This window comes from Photorhabdus sp. RW14-46 (assembly GCF_963887965.1).
Lineage (GTDB): Bacteria > Pseudomonadota > Gammaproteobacteria > Enterobacterales > Enterobacteriaceae > Photorhabdus > Photorhabdus laumondii.
This window is the reverse complement of sequence record NZ_CAWPHH010000035.1, coordinates 14,200-32,047: the sequence shown is the minus strand read 5'-3', so window position 1 is coordinate 32,047 and position 17,848 is coordinate 14,200. Positions and strand designations below refer to the sequence as shown.

Below are 17,848 nucleotides of genomic sequence, written 5' to 3'. Positions count from 1 at the left end.
ACTTATCCTATTTAAGGAAAACCCCATGACTTCCGCAACCTATGCCACACCGGGCGTTTATATTGAAGAGGACGCTTCACTATCGCTATCAATTAGCAATAGTCCAACCGCCATTCCCGTCTTTATTGGTAAATTTTTTGACAAAGACGGGAATCAACCTGCAAAGGGAAGCTGTATTAGAATCACCAGTTGGTTAGATTTTATCTCACAATTTTCACTTTCACCGGCCGTATCAGTAAAGGCTACAAATGTGGGTGGAAATGCCGCAAAAACCTATACCTACGCCGCTACCGTCACAGCCACTTCTCTCAGTGCCTTTGCTGTACAGCACTATTTTAGTCATGGTGGTGGAGTCTGTTATCTGTTGCCATTGATAACGACAGATGAATCAGAATTAGCAAAGCTGCCAGACCTGATTGAAAAACAACAAGAGATCACCTTATTGGTCTGCCCTGAAACAGATGTAACACTAAAACAAAAGGTCTACGGTGCGGTAAACTCCTTATTACAGCAAAAAGTAGGTTACTTCCTACTCGCTGATAGTACAGATGGGGAAAATAAACCCACTACTCAACCGGATAAAACCGCTGTCTATTACCCTAATCTAGAGACCTCTTTTACTTATAGCCAACCAGCAGATGCTGATATTAATCTAGATGGCTATGGCGGTGTTGAAACTCTAGCCAAGCTGAAAACGGCTTCTCTAGGGGAATACACTAAAGCTAAAAAAGCCGTCGATGACAAATTAAAGTCCACTAAAATTACCTTACCCCCAAGCGCCGCTGTTGCGGGTATTTATGCGGCGACCGATGCCAGTCGTGGCGTCTGGAAAGCCCCCGCTAATGTGGCATTGAATAATGCCAAACCATCCGAGCCGATCACAGATGATAAGCAAGGTACCATGAATGAAGCCGGTATTAATGCCATCCGTGCTTTTAGCGGCAAAGGTACGCTAATTTGGGGGGCCCGTACGTTAGATAAAACAGACAACTGGCGCTACATTCCAGTACGACGTTTATTTAATGCAGCGGAACGAGACATCAAGCGGGCAATGCGATTTGCCGTCTTTGAGCCTAACAGCCAACCCACCTGGAAACGAGTACAAGCAGCCATTGACAACTACCTCTATCAACTTTGGCAACAAGGTGCCCTAGCGGGAAATAAGCCGCAGGAAGCCTACTTTGTCCAGATCGGTAAAGGTATCACCATGTCCGACACTGACATTCAGCAAGGCAAAATGATCGTCAAAGTGGGTATGGCCGCAGTGCTTCCGGCTGAATTTATTATCCTTCAATTTTCACAATACGTAGCACAGTAACCTTATTGAGGCGCGGTTTAACACCGCGTCTATTCAATCATTGAGGAGATGATAATGACAACAGAGACAAAACAGCCGGGCGTCACGATAACGGAAAGCCGTATATCCCTGCCACCAAACAATGAATTTATCGGTGTCCCCGTTTTCATTGGTTATACCCAAGAAAACCCAAGCAATAAAACCGCTGTCAAACTAAACAGCCTGACCGAATTTATCCAAGCATTTGGTGAATCAGGATTAATGTACTACTCCGTGCGTCACTTCTTTGAAAACGGCGGGCAACAAGCCTATGCACTGTCATTGGGTGATTATCAATCGTCAACCCACTTCCAACTATTGATCACCACCCTACAACAAGCATGGGTAAAACAAGCCATTTCCGCAGAAAGTGAAATCACATTGATTGTTGTGCCTGATACTACCCGTTTTAATGATCCCGACACTCAAAAAAGCCTTTGGCAACAAGCATGGCAATCAATACTTGAACTTTGTAAAAGTCGGCGCGGGATCATGGGGTTACTGGATGCCCCGGACGATCCAACACTAGCTGCTGATTGTCTGGCTGATTTTTCCTCAAGTGATCGCCAATGGGGGGCCGTATACTGGCCAAGACTGATAAGTACCTATCAGGAAGAAGATAAACATATCGTACTTTCACCTACTGCTGCGATCGCCGCCGTCATTCAACGCAATGACCATCAAAAAGGGGTGTGGACTGCTCCCGCCAATGTTGCTTTAGCCAAAGTGATCAGCCCGGTACGCTCTTACATTGAAGCAGGTGTCCTCCTTAATCTTAATCAAGAAGGCACTTCGTTGAATCTGGTTCGCAGCTTCCCCGGCAAAGGTATTAAAATCTGGGGCTGCCGCACGCTGGACAACACGCCGGGTTCCCCTTGGCGCTATATCCAAATTCGCCGTCTGGTTTCCTATATCGAAACTCATATAACCCAACTCGGTCGAGCCTTTGTCTTTGAATCCAACAACGCCATCACCTGGATGAAATTTAAAGGTCAGGCCCACAACTGGTTACGTCAATTATGGCTAAAAGGTGGATTACGAGGCACTCAGGAAGATCAAGCATTTGAGGTGTTACTGGGTGTTAATGAATCAATGAGTGAAACCGATATCTTGGCCGGAAAGATGATCATGAAAATCAGGCTGGCCCTGTTAATTCCGGCGGAATTTATTGAGCTGAGTCTGACGTTTGATATCCGTAACTAATCCAAACAGGGGAAAAACATGCACAACTTATACACCCCATCAGTATCGCACCGTTTTATCGCCAGTTTTCTGTTTAACAGCATTCCCAGCCCACTTGATATCGCCTTTCAGCGCATATCGGGCCTGAGCCGAGAACTACAAACCACCCAACACAGCCAAGGTGGAGAAAACGCCAGAAATATTTGGCTAGCCGAGAAGATCCAACATGGCAGCCTGATGCTAGAGCGTGGTGTCATGATCATCACACCGCTCACCTTGATATTTGATCGTGTTCTGCGTGGTGAGAAAGCGATGTATGCCGATGTCGTTATCATGCTACTGAATGAACATTCATTGCCCGTAGCAAGCTGGGCGGTCAGTAACGCGCTACCCGTTCGCTGGTCCACCAGCGACTTCGATGCTAATAGCAACACCGTACTGGTGAACTCTCTGGAATTACGTTATCAGGATATGCGCTGGTTAGGAGTAAAAGCATGACGGTAGAAATTAAAGAACTGATTATTCAGGCAAAAGTCATCGATCCGACGAGTGATCAACTCTCCCCCCGAACATTAGCTCAGGAAAAACTGGATAACGCCCGTTTAATTGAGATGGTGAAACGGGAGGTATTAGAAGCATTACGTGAAACAGGAGGTGCTTATGAGTTTAATTGAACGTGGTTTATCCAGACTCACCCTTTCCGCCTTCAAAGACCGGGAAGGAAAAGTTTCCGTGGGGAGCTTACAGGCGATGTATAACCCCGATACCATTCAGCTTGATTACCAAACCCGTTACCAACAGGATGAAAGTGTTAATCGTGCCAGCCAAAGCAGCCGTTATGTGCTATCTCAGCCCGCCGGATTATCCTTAGTCCTGCTGTTTGATGCATCAATGCCCGGCAATAACACACCAATAGAAACACAGCTTGCAACGCTGAAATCCCTGTGTGCGGTTGATGCCAGCACCAAAGTACCTCACTTTCTTAAAATCAAATGGGGAAAAATGCGTTGGGAAAACAAGGGTTATTTTGCCTGCCGGGCCAGTGGCCTTGCCATCAGCTACACCTTATTTGACCGAGACGCCACCCCATTACGGGCCAGTGCGACCTTATCTCTGGTGGCAGACGAAAGCTTTGTTATTCAGGCTACCGAGCGACAGTTAAAATCGCCTCCGGCCACTGCGGTTAGCGTGACTGACATGCTTTCCTTACCCTTAATCGCCTTAGGTGCTGGCGCTTCGCTGGCCGGGGGTATCGACTATCTCTCGTTGGCATGGCAAAACGGTCTGGATAATCTTGATGACTTTACCCCCGGACAGACCCTACAAGCTCGGGGGGATACATGAAAATACCCACAGTAACCCTCAAAATAGGTGGTAAGACACTCAACCAATTCACCGTAATCAGCTTGACAACCAACCATCACATCAATGGTATCCCTTCGGCCAACATCACTCTAGGTATCGCCGGTGATGCCAACCCTATTTTTGACACCAAGACACAGGCTGAATTGGCAAGCTGCCGCCCGAACCATGAAGTTATCGTACAAATGCAAAAAACCGTGTTGTTTAAGGGGATCATCGTTCGGCAGACACTGGGGCTTAAAGGTCAGGACAGCATCATTACCCTGACAGCAAAACATCACCTGCAAAAATTAACCCATAGCTTTCACTCACAGCTATTCAATAAACAGAGTGATGAAGCAATTATCAAAAAACTCTTCAATCAGAATGGCATCCAAACGACGATAAAGCAGGCACCACAACTCAAAACCATTCATGAACAAATGGTGCAATTTCGTTGTAATGACTGGGCATTTCTAAAAAGCCGATTGACCGCCACTAACACCTGGCTGTTGCCCGGCAATGAATCGGTTACCTTGATAACACCCAAGGCCCTGAATAAATCAACGGTACATACCCTTCATCGACATACCAATAATGCTCAAGATATTGTGCTATTTGAAGCGGATCTCCAGTGGAATAACCAATACAGCCCTAAAACGGTGAGTATCCGTGCCTGGGATATTACTCAACAAAAGCTTTCTCAAGCAATCAATAGCCAAAACAGTAAGCTTGGCAGTCATAAATTGGCCGTGGACAGCATCGCCGCACCGGCCGATAAAGAGTGGCAATGGGCTTACAGCTATCCATTGGATAATGAACAAGCCAAACATCTTGCTCAAGGCATTATGGATAACTTACGCAGTCATAATATATCCGGTAGTTTTGAAATCGAAGGTAATCACCGTTATCAACCGGGGGATATTCTGGCATTAAATGGCTTTGGTCAAGGAATGGATGGTCAAGGGATTATCACTGGCATAAATCAGATAATTAATCAGAAGCAAGGCTGGCGCACTCGATTAACTTTAGGCATGCGGCCAGATATCGAACCTCCGGTGCCACAAGTGAAAGAGTTACATATCGGTATCGTGGAAAAATACCAGCAAGACAGCCAATCGCTTGGCCGTATTCCGGTCAAAATACCGGCATTAAACCTAACTCAAGGTGTCCTTTTTGCCCGGCTAGGTAAACCTTATGCCAGTCATGAAAGTGGATTTTGCTTTTATCCAGAACCGGGAGATGAAGTAATTATCGGATTCTTTGAATGTGATCCCCGTTTTCCGGTGATATTAGGTTCCATGCACAATCCGAAAAATAAACCACCGTTAGAACCCAGCGAAAAAAATCCGGTGAAAACCTTAGTGATTAAGCAAGGAGATAAACAACAGGCATTAATATTCGATAACAAAGAAAACACCGTGGCACTTAATAGCGGAGAAAATAAAGTTTCTCTGCAACAGGATAAAGATATTACGCTCAATGCAACGAAAAATCTCATCACCCAAGCCCAAGAAATTAATATACAAGCGGAAAAATCTCTGTCGGCCACGGGAAAATCTGGCGTCGATATTAAAGGCGCGAAAATTAACTTAACACAGTAATGAGGTATTGAAATGACAAACAAAATATTAGCCGATATTTATGGTCGCGGCTGGAAATTTCCGCCACAGTTTTCTCTTGAGACTGGCGTAGAAATGGCCAAAGGAGCCGAAAATGTTCGCCAAAGTATGAAAATCCTTTTTTTAACTGAACCCGGTGAGCGGATTATGCGTGAAGATTATGGTTGTGGTCTGAATGATTATATGTTTGAAAATATCAGTGATGAATTGTTATCGGAGATTCAAACCCGCATTGAAGAACGCGTATTACGCTATGAACCCCGCGCAGAAATCATCGATATTCAGGTAACCCAAAAAACAAATTCACCGAATACCTTACATATTCAAGTGACTTATGCTTTAAGAGGCAGCGCAATCACTCAACAACTTGAAAGCATTCTCGAAATCAACGAAGGTCAGGCAAAGGTGAGTCTATGAGCAAACAACTCATCGTCGATGGTGATAGTCTGCTATTTGAGCCATTATTTGGTAACCGGCAGGTCACCATTTTGGGACCGGCAATTATTAAAGGCAGCGGACACGCGCAAATCCAGGGCAAAAAGATCGCCATTGTGGGTGATGAAAAAAAGGTACAACTTCAAGCGCAATACATTACTTCCAGCCATCCAACACTCGGTATGGGTATAGTCACCATTGCCCAATTGGATACCAGCCAGCAAGTAAACTTTTGCTGTAGCCCTGACTCAGTGATTATTGTCGGGCAACAATTTACTGCTCGTTTTACCCCGACACAACCAGCGATTAATCCGTCAGGCGTACCGGATATAACAACACCCAGTATGGGAAAAGGCCGTTTTATTGCCAGTCAATATGCTGTCAGTGCCGGATAAATAACGCCTTAAAATTCATTATTAAATAACCATCCTATTGTACAAAGCTATCAGCAATATATTCAAATAACAGGTGGTATAATATGGGACTTACCGAATTAAAAAATAAACTCGCCGCTATCGTACCAGAGACAGACTTTAAACTTGATGAAAGAAGTACACTGGATATTTTAAACTGGCTTAAAGAATATGCGGCAAAAATCCCTTTTGATCAAGATAGAAATAAATTCTGGGACAGTTTCTACTTTATTCAGGAAAATACTCCTGAAAAATTAGCGGATATTTACCAAAACATTAATAAAGCGGATGGACATTTACCGGCTCATCAAGCTTTTATATTAGCTTTTTTAAAACTGTTAGAAACAACCAAAGTTTTATTTAATACTTTTCCGGCACGACATCGTGATCTTTATTATCGGGAATTATTAGGTTTAAAACCCAGAAATGCCCAAGCGGATAACGTTGCTTTAGGCATTACCTTAAATCCAGATAATGCAGAATATCTTATCCCTAAAGGAACCCTGTTTGATGCCGGGCAAGATAGCGCTGGAAACCCATTACAATATGCATCAGATGCTGATTTACTGGCGAATCAGGGAAAACTCACCGACCTACGTTGGTATCGGAAAGATAACGATAGCTGGAAATCAGCAATACTATTAAGCGACTCAGATAATATTGAATTACCTGAAAACGGTATTCGACTTTTTAGTAAAACATCCAATGATGCCAGTATTCAATCAGGCGACCAAACCTGGGACCAAGCAAATATATCGTCGTTAACCCATGACACATTTTATTTAGGTTTTACCGATGTATTACCGGGGCAAACTTTATCCCTGTACTGGCAATTAGAAGGTATTAGAGAACTCCCTTTATCTTGGTTTTATCTTAATAAAAATAATACTTGGCAGCCATTAACTCAACCAATTCATGACCAAACCCGCAATCTGTTTGATAAAGGAAGTTGGAGTGCCCTATTACCTCAGGATGCTTCAAATCAAACCTCCCTCATGCCAACAAATAAATACTGGCTAAAAGCCGAAATGATACCAAAGGTATCTGGTGAAAAATCGCCTAATTATCCAAAAATTAAAGGTCTGCTGTATAACGCTATAACCGCTACTCTAATTAACGTAGAAACCATTGCGTCGGATCACTTGTTAAACGGATTAGCCGCCAACAGCATTAAACAGCCGGTGAACTCATCCGTTGCAATCAGTGAAGTGGCTCAACCTTGGGCATCTTGGAATAGTCGTCCGAAAGAAGATGAGCAAACCTTCCTGAAACAGGTTCCTGCACGGCTGTCCCATCGTAACCGAGCATTGAATTGGGGCGATATTGTCACCTTACTAAAAGAGCGGTTTATCAGCATATTTGATGTCAAATATCCTTCTACCAATGAATTAACCAAAATACCCGCGCCAGAAAAGCGCCAATTAATCGTCATCCCTGATAATCGTTACAAAGATAATGGTGATTCACTCCGCCCAGAATTGAACCAAGCCCGATTAACTGAAATGGTCGAATGGTTAGATCGATTAAGCAGCCCTTGGACAACCATTGAAATTAATAATCCCACATACGTTGATGTCCCGATTAGCTATGAATTGATATTTGCTTCAGGAGTTAATCCCGATTACGGCCGCCATCAATTACAACAGGAGCTGAGTCGAATCTACATGCCGTGGGGAGAAAATACGGCTATTGGCGTAACACCTGGTAATCGCATTGACTATTACCAGTTATTAGCCACGATTCAACAATCACCTTGGGTTGAACGGGTCACTAGTTTGACTTTAAAAAAAGGCAGTCCATCCACTGATGTCATAGGTAAAAGTGTAGAAGCCGACGATGACGAAGTATTGATTTTAGTCTGGAAATAAAAACCCCTAAACGAAGGAGTTCACAAATGAATAATCGAAATATGCTATTTCCCATTGTTAAAGATGATATTGCCTTTGAGACTTTACTTGCCCAGGCAAAAACCGTTATTGAGCAACAATCCGGCCAATGTTGGAACGATATGGGGGAAAATGATCCGGGTATCACCTTATTAGAAGCTTGTTGTTATGGCGCATCTGATTTAGCCTACCGCCATTCATTACCCCTGAAAGATCTTCTTACTCCTAAACAAGAGGAACAAACATCCAGAGACGGTATTTTCCCTAAAGAGTTTGGCCCACAACAAATATTAACCTGTGGCCCCATCACTGAAGAAGATTATCGCCGAGCTTTATTGGATTTACATAGCAACGACAAAAATGATGGCTATTTTTTCTTTAATGATGCCCAGCTTATTCGTGAACCTGAGAATCAACGCTATACATACTGGTATAACCAACAAGAACGGCAATACAGTTTCATTATTAAAAACCGATATAACAATTCAACACAGTTAAAATTAACATTGAGGGGAAACTATTGGCTTTATTTGCTCCCTAGCCGGGAAACTGAAAAAATTCAAGATAATAAAATTCAAGCTCAAAAAAAGTTGGAGAATTTTCTGAGGGACAATCGCAACTTAGGAGAGTCAGTCAGTAAAATTATTTGGCTGGAACCCATCGATCTACCATTGAAGATTGATATTCAACTTGATGATGACGTTAAAGATATCACTGATATATTCGCTAAAGTTTATACAACGGCAGAACAAATGGTTCTTGAAAAACCGTTACGTTATACCACCCAAGCGATGAAAGAAATGGGTTACAGTAATGAAGAAATTTTTAATGGCCCCTATTTACGTCATGGTTGGATCCCCCAATTGCCTTCAATTAAAGATTACACCAAATCTAAAGAACTAAATTTAAGTCCCTTAGTTAACCAATTACTGAGAATCAAAGGAGTCAAGAAAGTTACCCGATTCACGTTAGATGGGCATAACGAAAGAATTACTAGACTACCAAACGATAATTGGTCCTGGACAATCGTTCATGGGTACTATCCCAGACTATGGGGCAACGATCCCTTACAATCGATCACCTCACCAAATAGCCCACTCACCATTACAGCCAAAGGTGGCGTTAAAATTATTGTTTCCAAACAAGATGTAGAGGAAAAGCTCATTGTAGAGCCACTGATTGAGACACAACCTGAATTACTGGATTGGGGTAAATATCGTAAGATCCTGGATTACTATCCAATAAGAAATAAATTACCCGCTTGCTATGGATTACAAACTAATACCCAACAGCAAATACAATTACATCAGTTTATGTTACCTTTTGAACAAACTCTCGCTAATAACTGTGCCAATCTCGCCTTATTACCAAAACTATTGGCTTTTAAACAACGAGGAGATACTGTACATGGTGCTCAATGGCCTTTTAAAGAAAATACTGTCGCTCAAAATGTTCATCAAAACATAAAACCTCATTTAATTAATCAAATGAATAATGAAGCTAAAATCAATAATAATGATAAAAACTATACTAAAGAGTTGGTAATACTAGATTATCTATTGCGATATTTTGGTGCGCAATGTGCAACCCCTCTTCTATCACAAGACTCAAATTCTCAGGAAGATTTTCTATCTACTCAGCGCGAATATCTTTCTCAACAACCTAGTTTAGCCTATCAACGTAATAATATTCGTATTGATAAAGTGTCAGCACTGCAAAAACGCATTGCTGCCCGATTGGGTCTGGGAGGAGAGTGTTTCAAAGAAACACCAGAACTGGATAAACTCCCTTTTTATTTAATTGAACATCGTCAACTCTTACCAATAAAACCTAATGAAAAATTCAATAATGACCAAACACCTGATAATCTAGAAATTAAAAATGATCAAGTCATGATTACACAAACTGATACAGCAGGCCATTTAATGCAAGGTCAAGTTATTAATCTGGAATTTAGAGAAGGCTACAATATATCCAAATTTCTGAACCTAATGATCACTGAAGTGACAGGAGATACATTCACTATTAATACCAATAACAATAATGATCTAAGAAACAATCTGGACAAATTGCAAAACGCATTTAAGCAGCGCAATAGCCTGCACTGGTGCAATAGCGCCGTGTGGATAGAAGATATGGATTATCAACTCGTTTATGACAGTGAAAAGAGTCAAGAAGAAACCGAAAATAGACGATGGATTACCCTTAATGATCAAAACTCCTTCCCTGCCATGATCGAAAACAATGATGAAATCACAATAAGAACCAAGTCCGATTATGAACTTACAACCCAAATTGTACAACTTGATAGTGCTAATAACCGGATATTACTTAGAAAAGATATAAATTCAAAAAATAAATTTCCACCAAGAGAATATATATCACACTATTGCTTGTCCTACACAAGATATGACTACATATACGGAGAGGAACGCACATGTAAATTAATTTCTACCGATACAACCTCAAATGAAAATGAACTCTGGATTACCATCAGAAAACAACCCGATGATACTCCTTACAATAGTTTTCCTTTTGATATATTCGAAGCGGATGATGAAATAACACTAAAATTTGACCCTGATTATGAACTTAAAACGCAGGTAAAAGAATTTGATCGCATAGAGAAACGAATATTAGTTGAAAAAAACATAGATCAAATAAATGATTTTCCATTGGAAAACAATGAGTCGCACTCTTACTGGTACTTCTCAGGAAAAAGATATATCCAATCTGACCATTTTTCATTTGTAGTCAGCATAGTACTGAATCGAGAACGCATTAGGAGCGGTACTACTGATTTTTACAAATTAGAATCTTGGGTGAAAACTGAAATTTTAGCTGAATTACCTACTCATATCTCACTCGTTATTCATTGGCTATCATCGGAAGAATTCAAAAAATTTGCCAGTACTTATAAACTTTGGCAAAATAATGGTGCTCCTTTAGGCGATCACGCATATAAAATTCTAGAAACATTAACACTAGGAAAGAAACCTTCTGCTTCAATAGAAGCATACAGTGAAGAAATAATAGCTTCATAAGGATTATGATATGATGCCTAATATTACAAAGAGAATATTAATATGGTTTCAGAACCAAATCTATTAAATCGAATTATTATTACTATCACAGCTAATAACACGCAGGTAGCTAAAAAAGTATTACATGGCTCCCTGCTTAATCAATCCAATATAAATAAATTAATCAACTCCCATTTCAACCAATATATCATTAACAAAAATATCTATTTAGAAACACTCACTCTGAACCTTGGTGAAATAAATTTACAAGATTTTAATTCACTGTTTCCTATTCGACTTAATGCTAGATTAAGTCAAGCATTAAACCAATATCAGGTAAATAATCAGACTGATATTGAGAAATTTATTCATTACTTACAGCAAAAAAATTCCATACCAAATCAAATAGAGGATATTAAGAATAGTGAAATTACTGATGTCAACATTAAACAATTAATTAATCAATTACCCCAGATACAAAAAAACTGGACACTCTTATTAGCAAAAAGCTGTTTATCTGAGCATAGTTTAAAAAAACTTCTAGCTATCAGAGATCCCTCTTTGTTAATTGTCATTAATCACAAGTTATCGGAAAACATAATCACACCGCAGCATCAGGAGGAACCCGTTTCCTCCTGGCAATTAATACTGAATGCTTTGAGATATATACAACAACATAATGCACAAGAAATACCTGACCCCGACGCAAAAATTATCTCACGTATCACGACTGAACTTAATAACGGAGCGATTAATATAGCATCTATTATTACGCTATTTCACCAGACTGCAACCCGTAATTCTCCATTAAATAATTGGTTAAAACCACTCTGGCAAACAGCACCCGTTTCACAATACTGTAAAAAATATCTATCGGTTGAAGAATACCAATATCTGTCAGAATACTTTATTCCTAAACACGGGGATAAAAATAAATCGAGTAAAAAACCATCCGTGTCTTCTGAACCCGTTTTATCGCCTGAACACTCTCCTCCACGTCAGGTAAATAATGCTGGAATATTAGTTTTATGGCCGATATTACCGGCTCTGTTTAATCAACTCGGTCTACTTGAAAAGCAAAAATTTATCCATCGTCAAGCTCAATTCAGTGCCGTTATCTTCCTTGATTATCTCATTTGGGGAACCGAAAAGGCACCAATAGAACACAAGGGATTAAATCCTATTTTATGTGGACTCATGGCTGATGAGAATATTGAGTCAGTACCCATTGAACCAGAAAAACAGTTGGCAACAGAACAATGGCTAGATACGGTTATCACTCAACTTCCTGCCTGGAAAAAATTAAGCCGCAATGATGCCCGCCAGTTATTTTTACAACGGCCAGGAGAATTACGAATAGATAAACAGAAAATCAACATCACAATTCAACATCAACCGTTTGATGCACTATTAACTGACTGGCCCTGGCCATTAAATATCGCCAAACTGCCTTGGCTGGATCGTCCTTTATTAATCAACTGGCAAAACATTTAAAAGGTTTATATGAACTTTCCTCTGAAAAATAACCACTGTACGGCAGTAGAATCAGATTGGATTTATCCCCATTTGGAGCGTATTGATCTGCTATTACAGCGCTACTATTATCAAAAGAGAGATTGGTACGACTCCTTACCGGAGAGTTTTTTACTGACCGAAGATGAAATAGAACAACGTTTGGTAAAACCATTAGGCATGCCTCATTGGTTAAAACAGAGGGATATTATTGATTATAAGAACATAGAGAATAAACCCATCACCGGTAGATTATCATTATTAATAGAACGTTTTGAACTGACTGAATTTGAGCGTGATACCTTATTATTAGGTTTATTACCCCATTTTGACAGTCGTTATCATGCACTATTTGCTTTTCTGCACGGTAACAGTAAAAAACAGTGGCCGAGTTTTGCTTTGGCAATTGAATTATTTAGCCAACGCCAAAATGATTGGCAATTACTGCAAAATAGCTTTCTACCGCAAACACCATTAATCAATCACCATCTATTACGGCTTAATAACCATGAGGAACCCATTTGGTTACAAACGCAATTTTTAACGCACAGTGCTGTCTGGCATTTTTTATCCGACCAACGGGTTATTTTACCTCCCCTGATAACCTGTGCTTATTGGCACTCTTCTACCTCACAGACTTGGTATCCGCAAACCCTTTATCATTCACTTAACAAGATATTATTAAATGAAATAGATGAAATATGCCCACTGGTGATCCTCAAAGGAAAACAGGACAGCGCCAGAGAATTAGCGGTCAGTAATATTATGGCATTGCATAATATCAGTACCTTAATTGTCGATTTAGCTCATCTACCAGACGAAGAGAATACCAACACTAAACCTTGTTTGTTAACAGACGCAATACGGGAAGCCCGGCTACATGATGCCTGCTTATTAATCCGCAATTTTTCTTTACTTGCAGAGGAAAAGCAAATATGGCTAAGCAAATTATCCACCCTGCTGAATCAATCCAAATTACGTGTAGTTTGTCTGGTAGAACCGGGAGATTCATTCGTATGGATTCAACACTTACCAATGGTACAAATTGAGATGCCAGTAGCCACACTGGCAGAGAAAAAAGCGATACTGACAGAAAATCTGCCAAATAATGCTGATCGGGAAATTAATCTTACTCAGTTATGCCAACGTTTTTCATTTACACCGGAAACATTACCGTTAATTATTAAAGAAGCCGGCCAATATCAAATACTCCGGCAACCGGAAGACCAATTGAAGGAGATCGATTTGCGTAAGGCATTAAATTTCCGCGCTCAACAAAATTTCGGTAAATTAGCTCAACGGATAACACCCAAACGCAGTTTTAATGATTTGGTCGTTTCAGAGGGATTAACTCAACAACTGAGAGAAATTATTGCCACTATTAATTACCGAAACCAAATATTAAACGCGGGTTTTCAAGAGAAAATAGGTTATGGTACCGGTATTAGCGCCCTATTTTACGGCGAGTCAGGTACCGGAAAAACCATGGCCGCAGAAGTGATTGCCGGGCATCTTGGCGTTGATCTGATTAAAGTCGATCTCTCTACCGTGGTGAATAAATATATTGGTGAAACGGAAAAAAATATCTCCCGAATTTTCGATCTGGCCGAAGCCGATTCCGGCGTGCTGTTTTTCGATGAAGCCGACGCCTTATTTGGTAAACGCAGTGAAACCAAAGATGCTCAAGACAGACATGCCAATATTGAAGTTTCTTATTTGTTACAACGATTGGAAGATTATCCCGGATTAGTGATTTTAGCCACCAATAATCGTAGCCATTTAGACAGTGCTTTTAATCGCCGTTTTACCTTTATTACCCATTTTACTTATCCCGATGAAATATTACGTAAACAGATGTGGCAAGCAATTTGGCCTAAGCAATTTAATTTATCAGATGAGCTTAATTTTGACCATTTGTCTAAACAGACAGATCTGACAGGTGCAAATATCCGTAATATTGCTTTATTATCATCAATATTAGCCGCAAATGATAATAGTGAAAAAATTGACAATAAACACATAGAACGGGCAATTATTCTCGAATTGAATAAAACTGGCCGATTGTTTTTTTAAACGTTTAATAAGATTGGAGTCGATATGACAAATATAATTGATCCTAATAATGCAATTATTGCAGTTAATACCGCATTGCATGAAATTTTATCTCAACATCTAAACACCTCTAACCAAATCATTGATATCCGTTTTGATCTGCCGGAAATTAACTCAACTCCGGCTAAACCTACCGTCAGTGTATTTCTTTATGATATACATGAAGATCTACAATTACGTTCTGCGGAGCCAAAGAGTTATAACCCTATTACTAGCTCATTATTGTCTGGGTGGGTAAATATTAATTATAACTATTTAATTACTTACTGGCATTCAAACCAACCATCAGGAGACGGCTCCAATCCTGACAGTCAGCCCAATAATCAAGCTGCACGCGTCATGACAGCTATTTTAAATGCACTGGTTAACAACCGACAATTACCTAAAATTCCTGGCGCATATACCAGAGTCATTCCACCACAAGAAAACCTAAATAGCTTAGGTAACTTTTGGCAAGCACTCGGCAATCGCCCTCGCCTTTCTTTATTATATTCAATTACCGCACCAGTAAAACTACAAAATATTAAAGATATCATAAAACCCGTTAGCCAAATCTCCACTTCTGTGGATCAAAAATCAAATCTGGATAATTCGCAAATAGACCAAGCCTTATTTACCAAATTGTGCTCCAATTTAGGTGGCACAGAAGATGTCCGCCTTGCCCTTGCGAAAATGAATCTGGCAACCAAGCCGACTAAGGAAAATAATGAAAAACAAAATAATCAAAACGTCATACTTGAAGTTTCTGGTATTATCCATTTGGATTATTTACCTAGAGTAAAAGGTATTCTTACAACATGGAAAAATAGTCATCGCGCCGTTGTCAGAATAAATGACATTGGTATTATTGTTTCAGAAGATAAATATGATCAATTAATAGGAATTTAAAACCTTTAATTTATAAAAAAACACATTACAACACCAATTGAAAATTTTTTATAAAATAACTTTACTTATATATTAAAATATACTTAACTTTATTTTTGAAAAATAAAATGACAATAGTTAATCCATATAGTATTTATCTCAAACATATACCCAATGGATTTCAAGATGCATCGCGGCGGCAAGGGAGCGAATCCCCGGGAGCATAGATAACTATGTGACCGGGGTGAGTGAGTGCAGCCAACAAAGAAGCAACTTGAAAGATGACGGGTATATCTCTTCCCGGAAATTAACAGGTGATAATATGGTATATGAATACGATAAAACCATCGAAAGAAGAAGAAATCCGTCGATACAATTGAATAATAATGAAAAATCATCTGAACAGGCATTAGAATTGTCTCAAAATAATCCATTACTCCACGATCTCATTACCAGCAATAATTTACGTAAAGAGGCTGCGGTTTTTGCCAAACGGATTGGTCCCTCCTATCAGGAAATTCTGGATGAACTTGAGCATCTCCATCACCTAAGTGGGAATGAGCAATTGGCGGCAGGTTTCGAATTGCATCGACGCATTACCCGTTACCTAGAGGAACATCCTGATTCTAAACGTAATACTGCCCTGAGAAGGACACAAACGCAGTTTGGGGATCTGATGTTTACCGGTACTTTGCAGAAAATACGCCACTCGTTGTTGGAAATGGCGGAAACTCGCCCTGAAATGGCATCGCATATCTACCAGATTGCTCGTGAAGAGGTCAAAGGCAATACCCCCGGGCTAACCGATCTGATGGTACGCTGGGTAAAAGAAGATCCCTATCTTGCTGCTAAAACCGGCTATCAAGGAAAAATTCCCAACGATCTACCTTTTGAACCTAAGTTTCACGTGGAGCTAGGTGCTCAATTTGATGACTTTAAAAAGTGGTTGGACACCGCCCAGAGTAAGGAATTGCTGACTCATACCCGGCTTGATGAACAGAATAAACAGGTCCATCTTGGCTACAGCTATAATGAGCTGTTAGATATGACTGGCGTTGAAAGCGTGCAAATGGCGGTCTATTTCCTTAAAGAAGCTGCCAAACAAGCCGAACCGGGTTCTACTAAATCGCAAGAGGACATTTTGCTCCACCGGTTTGCTAATCCTACCTATCTGGCCCAACTGGAACACAGTAGATTGGCACAAATAGAAGCAATATATCACAGCTCTCATGACACTGATGTGACTGCCTGGGATCAGCAATTTGCCTCAGATGCGCTGACGCAATTTAATCATCAACTGAATAACACCGTGGATCTGAACAGCCAGTTATCTCTTTTACTTAAAGATCGTCAAGGGCTACTGATCGGTGAAAGTCATGGCTCAGATCTGAACGGATTGCGTTTTGTCGAAGAGCAGATGGAAGTATTAAAAGCGCATGGCGTGACAGTCATTGGGCTGGAACACTTACGCTCAGATTTAGCTCAACCGTTGATAGATAAATTCCTGGCAAGTGGAAATGAACCCATGCCTGCTGAACTGGCCGCACTGCTTAAGACTAAACATTTATCTGCGAATTTGTTTGAACAAGCCAGAAGCAAGCAGATGAAAATCATTGCACTAGATAACAACAGCACAACTCGCCCTACCGTGGAAGGAACACAACATGGCCTGATGTATCGTGCAGGGGCAGCTAATAACGTGGCGGTTGAACGTTTACGGCAATTGCCTGCGGGAGAGAAGTTCGTTGCCATTTATGGTAATGCTCATTTGCAATCCCATGAAGGTATTGATCACTTTTTACCCGGCATTACCCATCGTCTTGGTTTACCGGCTCTCAAGGTAGATGAAAATAATCGTTTTACCGCTCAGGTCGATAATATCAACCAACGCAAACGTTATGATGATGTGGTTGAATTACCCCGTATTCAATTAACATCTTAGCTACAGTACAATTATCAATATAACAGGCCACAAGATAAACACTTCTCACTAAAAACTCATAGGTGATAATTATGGTGTACGAATACGATAAACATGACAGTGACGCCAATATATCGCCAGAATCATTTATTTTTCCAAAACGCAAAAAACCGAGAAATATAAGATCTCTCACTGAAA

Annotated in this window: 14 protein-coding genes; all 14 read left to right on the top strand. The window is 40.4% G+C overall.

All coding sequences use genetic code 11. The annotated features are described in order from the left end of the window. Nucleotides 1-25: 25 nt before the first annotated feature. The 14 genes from AACQ38_RS20185 to AACQ38_RS20120 all read left to right on the top strand — a co-directional run bounded on the left by AACQ38_RS20185 (nt 26) and on the right by AACQ38_RS20120 (nt 17,671). Nucleotides 26-1,318, top strand: a complete 1,293-nt coding sequence (locus tag AACQ38_RS20185) for a phage tail sheath family protein (protein ID WP_165578927.1) — start codon at nt 26-28, stop codon at nt 1,316-1,318. Between the two features lie 54 nt (nt 1,319-1,372). Further along, nucleotides 1,373-2,539: a phage tail sheath family protein gene (locus tag AACQ38_RS20180; RefSeq protein ID WP_165578926.1), complete on the top strand. Its 1,167-nt coding sequence runs from the start codon at nt 1,373-1,375 to the stop codon at nt 2,537-2,539. Between the two features lie 18 nt (nt 2,540-2,557). Next, nucleotides 2,558-3,016, top strand: coding sequence for a phage tail protein (locus AACQ38_RS20175; protein ID WP_165578925.1), 459 nt, complete (start codon nt 2,558-2,560; stop codon nt 3,014-3,016). After that, entirely contained in the window at nt 3,013-3,192 is a 180-nt protein-coding gene (locus AACQ38_RS20170; RefSeq protein WP_113026746.1) for a DUF5908 family protein, read from the top strand. Before AACQ38_RS20175 ends, AACQ38_RS20170 begins: the two co-directional genes overlap by 4 nt. Next, nucleotides 3,179-3,862, top strand: a complete 684-nt coding sequence (locus AACQ38_RS20165; RefSeq protein WP_113026745.1) for a CIS tube protein — start codon at nt 3,179-3,181, stop codon at nt 3,860-3,862. The genes AACQ38_RS20170 and AACQ38_RS20165 overlap by 14 nt, the downstream gene beginning before the upstream one ends. After that, nucleotides 3,859-5,463, top strand: a complete 1,605-nt coding sequence (locus AACQ38_RS20160; protein ID WP_165578924.1) for a phage baseplate assembly protein V — start codon at nt 3,859-3,861, stop codon at nt 5,461-5,463. The genes AACQ38_RS20165 and AACQ38_RS20160 overlap by 4 nt, the downstream gene beginning before the upstream one ends. A 12-nt stretch (nt 5,464-5,475) precedes the next feature. Then, complete coding sequence (locus AACQ38_RS20155; protein WP_011146628.1) at nt 5,476-5,898, top strand: GPW/gp25 family protein; 423 nt, start codon at nt 5,476-5,478, stop codon at nt 5,896-5,898. Beyond that, the gene (locus AACQ38_RS20150) at nt 5,895-6,311 is read left to right on the top strand and encodes a hypothetical protein (RefSeq protein ID WP_165578923.1); all 417 of its coding nucleotides are present in this window, start codon (nt 5,895-5,897) and stop codon (nt 6,309-6,311) included. The genes AACQ38_RS20155 and AACQ38_RS20150 overlap by 4 nt, the downstream gene beginning before the upstream one ends. A gap of 83 nt (nt 6,312-6,394) precedes the next feature. Then, the gene (locus AACQ38_RS20145) at nt 6,395-8,197 is read left to right on the top strand and encodes a hypothetical protein (RefSeq protein WP_165578922.1); all 1,803 of its coding nucleotides are present in this window, start codon (nt 6,395-6,397) and stop codon (nt 8,195-8,197) included. Nucleotides 8,198-8,223: 26 nt separating this feature from the next. After that, nucleotides 8,224-11,259: a hypothetical protein gene (locus AACQ38_RS20140; RefSeq protein ID WP_165578921.1), complete on the top strand. Its 3,036-nt coding sequence runs from the start codon at nt 8,224-8,226 to the stop codon at nt 11,257-11,259. Nucleotides 11,260-11,301: 42 nt separating this feature from the next. Beyond that, nucleotides 11,302-12,732 carry a contractile injection system tape measure protein gene (locus tag AACQ38_RS20135; RefSeq protein ID WP_165578920.1) on the top strand — a complete coding sequence of 477 codons (1,431 nt, stop codon included), beginning with the start codon at nt 11,302-11,304 and terminating at the stop codon, nt 12,730-12,732. 9 nt (nt 12,733-12,741) lie between these two features. Next, entirely contained in the window at nt 12,742-14,823 is a 2,082-nt protein-coding gene (locus AACQ38_RS20130; protein WP_165578919.1) for an ATP-binding protein, read from the top strand. A gap of 24 nt (nt 14,824-14,847) precedes the next feature. Then, nucleotides 14,848-15,750 (top strand): DUF4255 domain-containing protein, encoded by a 903-nt coding sequence (locus tag AACQ38_RS20125; protein WP_165578918.1) that lies wholly within the window; start codon nt 14,848-14,850, stop codon nt 15,748-15,750. 214 nt (nt 15,751-15,964) lie between these two features. Beyond that, nucleotides 15,965-17,671 carry a membrane-targeted effector domain-containing toxin gene (locus AACQ38_RS20120; protein ID WP_339367075.1) on the top strand — a complete coding sequence of 569 codons (1,707 nt, stop codon included), beginning with the start codon at nt 15,965-15,967 and terminating at the stop codon, nt 17,669-17,671. Nucleotides 17,672-17,848 lie beyond the last annotated feature (177 nt).

Coding starts and splice junctions, on each gene's coding strand:
- AACQ38_RS20185 (WP_165578927.1), top strand. CDS start 26: ATGACTTCCGCAACCTATGCCACACCGGGCGTTTATATTGAAGAGGAC.
- AACQ38_RS20180 (WP_165578926.1), top strand. CDS start 1,373: ATGACAACAGAGACAAAACAGCCGGGCGTCACGATAACGGAAAGCCGT.
- AACQ38_RS20175 (WP_165578925.1), top strand. CDS start 2,558: ATGCACAACTTATACACCCCATCAGTATCGCACCGTTTTATCGCCAGT.
- AACQ38_RS20170 (WP_113026746.1), top strand. CDS start 3,013: ATGACGGTAGAAATTAAAGAACTGATTATTCAGGCAAAAGTCATCGAT.
- AACQ38_RS20165 (WP_113026745.1), top strand. CDS start 3,179: ATGAGTTTAATTGAACGTGGTTTATCCAGACTCACCCTTTCCGCCTTC.
- AACQ38_RS20160 (WP_165578924.1), top strand. CDS start 3,859: ATGAAAATACCCACAGTAACCCTCAAAATAGGTGGTAAGACACTCAAC.
- AACQ38_RS20155 (WP_011146628.1), top strand. CDS start 5,476: ATGACAAACAAAATATTAGCCGATATTTATGGTCGCGGCTGGAAATTT.
- AACQ38_RS20150 (WP_165578923.1), top strand. CDS start 5,895: ATGAGCAAACAACTCATCGTCGATGGTGATAGTCTGCTATTTGAGCCA.
- AACQ38_RS20145 (WP_165578922.1), top strand. CDS start 6,395: ATGGGACTTACCGAATTAAAAAATAAACTCGCCGCTATCGTACCAGAG.
- AACQ38_RS20140 (WP_165578921.1), top strand. CDS start 8,224: ATGAATAATCGAAATATGCTATTTCCCATTGTTAAAGATGATATTGCC.
- AACQ38_RS20135 (WP_165578920.1), top strand. CDS start 11,302: ATGGTTTCAGAACCAAATCTATTAAATCGAATTATTATTACTATCACA.
- AACQ38_RS20130 (WP_165578919.1), top strand. CDS start 12,742: ATGAACTTTCCTCTGAAAAATAACCACTGTACGGCAGTAGAATCAGAT.
- AACQ38_RS20125 (WP_165578918.1), top strand. CDS start 14,848: ATGACAAATATAATTGATCCTAATAATGCAATTATTGCAGTTAATACC.